Source organism: bacterium, from assembly GCA_030247525.1.
In the GTDB taxonomy this organism is placed as follows: Bacteria; Electryoneota; JAOADG01; order JAOADG01; family JAOADG01; genus JAOTSC01.
The window spans coordinates 1-5,292 of sequence record JAOTSC010000206.1; the positions used below are offsets into that span (position 1 = coordinate 1).

General features: G+C 47.4%; 3 protein-coding genes. 2 read left to right on the forward strand and 1 reads right to left on the reverse strand.

The window, feature by feature from the left end; translation table 11 throughout:
• Positions 1-66 precede the first annotated feature (66 nt).
• Positions 67-1,554: a T9SS type A sorting domain-containing protein gene (locus tag OEM52_13740; GenBank protein MDK9701197.1), complete on the forward strand. Its 1,488-nt coding sequence runs from the start codon at positions 67-69 to the stop codon at positions 1,552-1,554.
• A gap of 112 nt (positions 1,555-1,666) precedes the next feature.
• Here the strand turns inward: OEM52_13740 and OEM52_13745 are convergent, their stop codons facing one another.
• The gene (locus OEM52_13745) at positions 1,667-4,195 is read right to left on the reverse strand and encodes a T9SS type A sorting domain-containing protein (protein ID MDK9701198.1); all 2,529 of its coding nucleotides are present in this window, start codon (positions 4,193-4,195) and stop codon (positions 1,667-1,669) included.
• Positions 4,196-4,703: 508 nt separating this feature from the next.
• Here OEM52_13745 and OEM52_13750 point away from each other — a divergent pair.
• The coding region (locus OEM52_13750; protein MDK9701199.1) for a hypothetical protein at positions 4,704-5,292 on the forward strand (589 nt) is incomplete at its 3' end.

Genomic DNA, 5,292 nt, shown 5'->3' on the forward strand with positions numbered 1-5,292 from the left:
GGTTATTATTGAGTTATATTATCGTTAACAGCCATTGTTCATGTATGTTTCATCAAGGGGGGAGAAGTGAAAAACACAGGAATCATTTTGCTGACGGTGTTCTCAATAGCAATATGTGCTCATGCACAGCTTACCATCACATCCAGCACACCAGCAAACTTCGCAACAGGTGTGGCACTAACAACAACCGTATCCTTTACATTCAGCGCCGCATTGGATACGACGATTCGTTACGAATCAGGTTACCCAGTCGGCATTTCCGGTCCCGAAGACGATTCACTCATTGTAACCGGAGCATCGATTTCCGGCGATCTTAGAACCGTTTCGATCCAAGTAATGCAACGTCCAACCACCGATTATGTTTGGATGGTAACGGGAGCTCGCTCACAAAGCGGTCAAGACTTGCAAATCCCGTATATGCTCAACTACACAACTTCTACTTCCTATGGTGTTAGAACCGTATCCGGAACAGTTACTTATCCATTAGGTAATGCAAACCGTGCCGTAGCTGGATTGTTAAACCGACGGATCTTTGAGGATAATGGCAGACTTCTCATTGGAACAAATGTTTCTACTGCCAACAGCTATTCAATATCGAATGTGCGATCCGGGGTATTTTGGCCGGTATGCGCGATTGATCTAAACAGTGATGGTGAGATCGATCCTGATCTTGGCGATGCCATTGGTTTTTACGATCCGAATCAAGATGGTATTCCCGATAGTATCGTCGTCGGTCAATCCAATCTAACCAATATTAACATGACACTGATTGTTTGGCAACCGCTCCGCGCACGGGATCGTTTACCGGTAGTTCAGAGTCTTGCAAGGCAATTCGCTGCAGATGCTGTACTTAAAGTTATTAGCACCAGTGGTGAAACAAATCCTAATGGTACATGCGATTCATGGATTTATATGTTTCATTCGCCGCAACGGCAACGAAATTTCATTGTGTTTGCCTCTTCGCAAATGACTGCCATCGACACCGTAGAATCACCGGAGTTTCCACTGGAGATGATAACGATTCCGGTAAATTGTATCGATAGTGATTCGGCTATGGCAATAGCGGAACGTAATGGTGGGGCGACATTCAGAATGAACAATCCAAATGCCAGTATTGAAATGTTGGCAGGTAACTTTTTCTGGATGATGCCGACCGATCCAACTCGCATCGTATGGATGATTAGTTATGACAGTCCTGAACAAGATGAATCATTAACAATAATTTTGGATATTGTTACCGGACAGGTGATTCCGGTTACTGCCACACCCGAACCGATTGTTGCGAAGCCAACTACTTATCGGATTCTTTCCAACTATCCCAATCCGTTTAATGCCGAGACCACCATTCGTTATCAAGTTCCAGCAACCGGGAAAGTCACTCTTGAGATATACAATTCGATGGGACAACGAATTCGTTCACTTGTCTCCGCAGTAAAGCCTGCCGGAAAGTATGAAGCGAAATTCAACGGAAATGGCCTTTCCAGCGGAGTCTATGTCGTACGAATGAGTACCGGAAAGAGTGTTTACCAATCGAAGATGATGTTGATAAAGTAAACTTCAGTTCATCGGTTAGAGAAAAGGCGCATCGTTCGATGCGCCTTTCTACTACCTACGATTCCAATAGTAAATGTAATCGATTGGCAACCGTATGGTTACCAATACGATGTTACTTCACTAAAGCAATCTTTGTGGTTGCGTTGAAGTTACCGGCCGACATCTTCACAAGGTAGACGCCGCTGGACAGCCGCGAACCGTTGAATGCTGCGTTATGAACTCCAGCAACCACCGGACCATCGACCAAGTTAGCAACCAATTGACCATTCGTGTTGTAGACTGCAACCTTCACATTCGATGTGAACGGTACTGCAAAACGAACATTGGTTTCCGGGTTGAACGGATTCGGATACGCCGAATACAATTCGAACTGCTTCGGTAACGTATTGTCGCCGACATTGGGAACGGAGGTAACCGGTGTCACCACTGCATGGATGCGATAAGCGCCGGTTGATGTCGTCAACGCTGTTCCATTATATGAATAGTTATGTCCGGTATAGAACACACCTAAATTATCGTGACCGATAATGCTCGGGTAGGCAGCCGCAGCATTCGTTCGTTCAAACCAAACAAAGAACGAAGAACCAGTCGCAATCGTAACTGGTTGGGTTAACGTAATCGTATGCCAATTCGGTAGTGTATTGGCATTCGTCACGGTAATATCCTGTTGCAGTAATTGCTGGCCGAGGGCACCATTGTTATCCGCAAAAATTCGTAAGCGAATTGGTGCGTTCTCACCAGCAGGAACGTTACCATTCCACTGAGCAATGATTTGCGAAATACGGAAACCACCGTTACCAACCGGAATCGGATCGGTAATAACACCAGTCGAGAGTGTATCAGCGCTTAACTTAAAGCGGACAACTGGACCAGCACCGACATCAAAGGAGTAGAGGTACTGAATGACGCGGGAATCGTATCCGAGTTCATATGTACCTGCTGGACGGACATTAACAGTATCGACGCGATCTAATGTCGAATTGTAGAAGTCGGTGGTATCGTTGGCAGTATTTTCGTCACCTTGCAGAATTGTATATGCGTCGACGATAACACCACCAGCACTGGCAGGACGCCATCCGAGTGCGGAGTCACCGGTGGTTCCGGTCTTTAGCAATACGGTGGTATCGGCGCCAGAAGGAAGATTTCCAAGTACGATGGAACGGACAAAGCCGTTTCGACGCCAACGGAGAATCGAAGTAGTTTGATCGCTGCGACCGGGGTTCGAGACTTCCACAGTACCCTTGGTCATATAACCAACAGTCGTCGGATAGGGAACCGAAAGACGTGCAGTTGCAAGGTCGTTCGTCGGTTGGTTGGTACGTAGGAAGGTCACGTCATCAATAAAGAGTCCGGTGCCTGTGCCTTGATGATTATCGTTATCACCAATCGCGGTGATGCGAATTTGAACCGAGTCGCCAATCCACGGCGATAAGTCCATTTGAACGTTCGGACCGGCAGAGGTCGTAAACGGGGTTCCCGGAACGTAAGTGAACCACTCGTTACCACCGGCAGTGGGTCGATTGTAATCGTGATGCTGATAGGTCCAACCGCTATCGGGGTGATCAGCCTTTATCTCGACTCGATAATAGTCTTCCAATGTATTCGTGGAATCGGATTCAGCGTCGATAAAGTTGCAATACACATTGTATTGCCACCAGTAGGTATAATTCGGTGCTAAGAAGATTTTCGGCGAAACGATTGCCGAACGGAACTCTAACGTATCCTCACGCATCCACATGCACCAGGGAACCGTGTGACCAAGAGCGGCACTCTGCGCTCTTGCCCAGTTCGCTTGCGAAACGACATTTCCCGACATCGGGATTAAATCGCTGGGAATCGAAGTTAAATCCAATGCATTATCGCGAAGCAAAATCGTAGAGCGATCCTGAATCACGACATCGTCGACATGCATTCCAAACAACGCAGGATTGTCGGATGTGCAATACGCCGGGTCAGAGCAAAATGCAAAACGGAGTTTAAAGTTTGCAACCCGCATCGCCTGCGGAATTGGGAATGTTACTTGTTGCCAACCATTGGAGGAACCGCCCCATTCCGGAATGTTTGGTCCCATGCCGAATTCGGAACCGAAAGCGTATGAGGAGGTAACATTGTATAGGTAGCCGGTCGCTCCACCTGCCGAAGTGATCGGCATTGGGGTCCAGGTTGTACCATTATCGATCGAATACCAAACGTTACCGCCATCCCATCCAGTATATGGTGCAGTTGCACCAGCCGGGTCTTCACAAGCGATGTTCACACGGAACGTCAATTGTGGTTGGGTCGCGGCAGAAAGATTGACCGTCGGCGAGGTAAGATACATTAAAACATGGTTGTCGTAACCGCCATTTGCCCAAGCAACCGTATCGCCGCAGTACCACGACAAACCGGTTCCGCCATAGGCACGACGGGTATCACGATGCCAAAGCGAGGGGACATCGGTTAAGTTTGCTACTGTCCAGCCTTGCATTCCATCTTCAAAATTAAAAGTCGCAAGGGTATCGACATTGATTTCATCGGTGGCGGGAGCGCCATTCCGAGCAAGCGGGGAGCGGGTAAACATCTCCTCGTTTACTGTTGGACCGGTCACTGCAATCGCACACATTGCAATTGCAAGAACGGCAAATATTGACATACGCTTCATAGCGATTTCCTTTCCTTATGGCATACACATTCGTGTCTGCGGACGCATCAACGAAGCTTACTAACAGCGGATAAGGTGAAGTTAGCTTTTCGACAAGGACTTCGCAAGCGGTTTTTGATTTCCTTTGACTTTCTTCTGCAATTGGCTGTAATTTGGACAGGCGGTTGACAAGCCTGTTAATCGAGCCAGTACGTGACAGTGCACACTAACCCAATCAATTGAACCGTTGCAAATTCCATTTGGGTTTTGTAAAATAAGTCATAGTCGATTGGAGCAGTTCAAACGTGAATCTCCAGTTTGACAATTGATTCGTATTATCTGATACACACCTGCAACGAACGCCCGGAGTCAATTATCGTCCAGTTGTAACAGTATTCTCAGTATGTTACGGTAGACCGCAGAACGGTTTATCGCTCCGTTGACAAACAGTAACCACGATGATTGACAAGGAGTCGTGATTTCTAACGCGTTCGCTCGCCAGAAGCTATTCCTGGGGATAGTTTTCGTTATGCTTGTTCCTGCGCTTGCCCAAGCGCCGGACTTTCTTGGTATTCCCTTCCATCCGACTATACGCTATCGACCTGACCCATTTTCGAAACCCGGTAAGAAATTGCCGGCGTTAGGTGAGAGCTCGACTTGGCTGCTCGGTGGTCCAACTCCTTGGTTTACCACGCGAACATCGTGGGACACTACCTATAAAGATGTAACCGCACAACTACTTTTGAACGGAAAACCGTTTGGTGTACCAGAACGATATACCCTTGAGCAATACCGTAAGTACCGATTGCACAACGACCGCCAACGCTTGTTCCGCGAAGAAGCAGCTCGTTTTGTTAGTTCTCAGCGAGTCGTTGAAAAGGAAGCGTTAGAAATCCAAGTTCCATTGAAAGTAAAATCAAAAGTCTTTCAACGAGTATTTGGTGGCGACCGAGTCGGTTTACGAGTGAACGGGGAGTTATCCATCAATGGGGAGATTCGGAAAGAATCGAACGACCGGAACATTACCCAGCAAGGGCAACAGCAGCAGACCAACTTTAAAATCGATCAACGCCAACGCTTTACCATCACTGGGAATATCGGTGACAAGGTTACTCTGT

Coding starts and splice junctions, on each gene's coding strand:
- OEM52_13745 (MDK9701198.1), bottom strand. CDS start 4,195: ATGAAGCGTATGTCAATATTTGCCGTTCTTGCAATTGCAATGTGTGCG.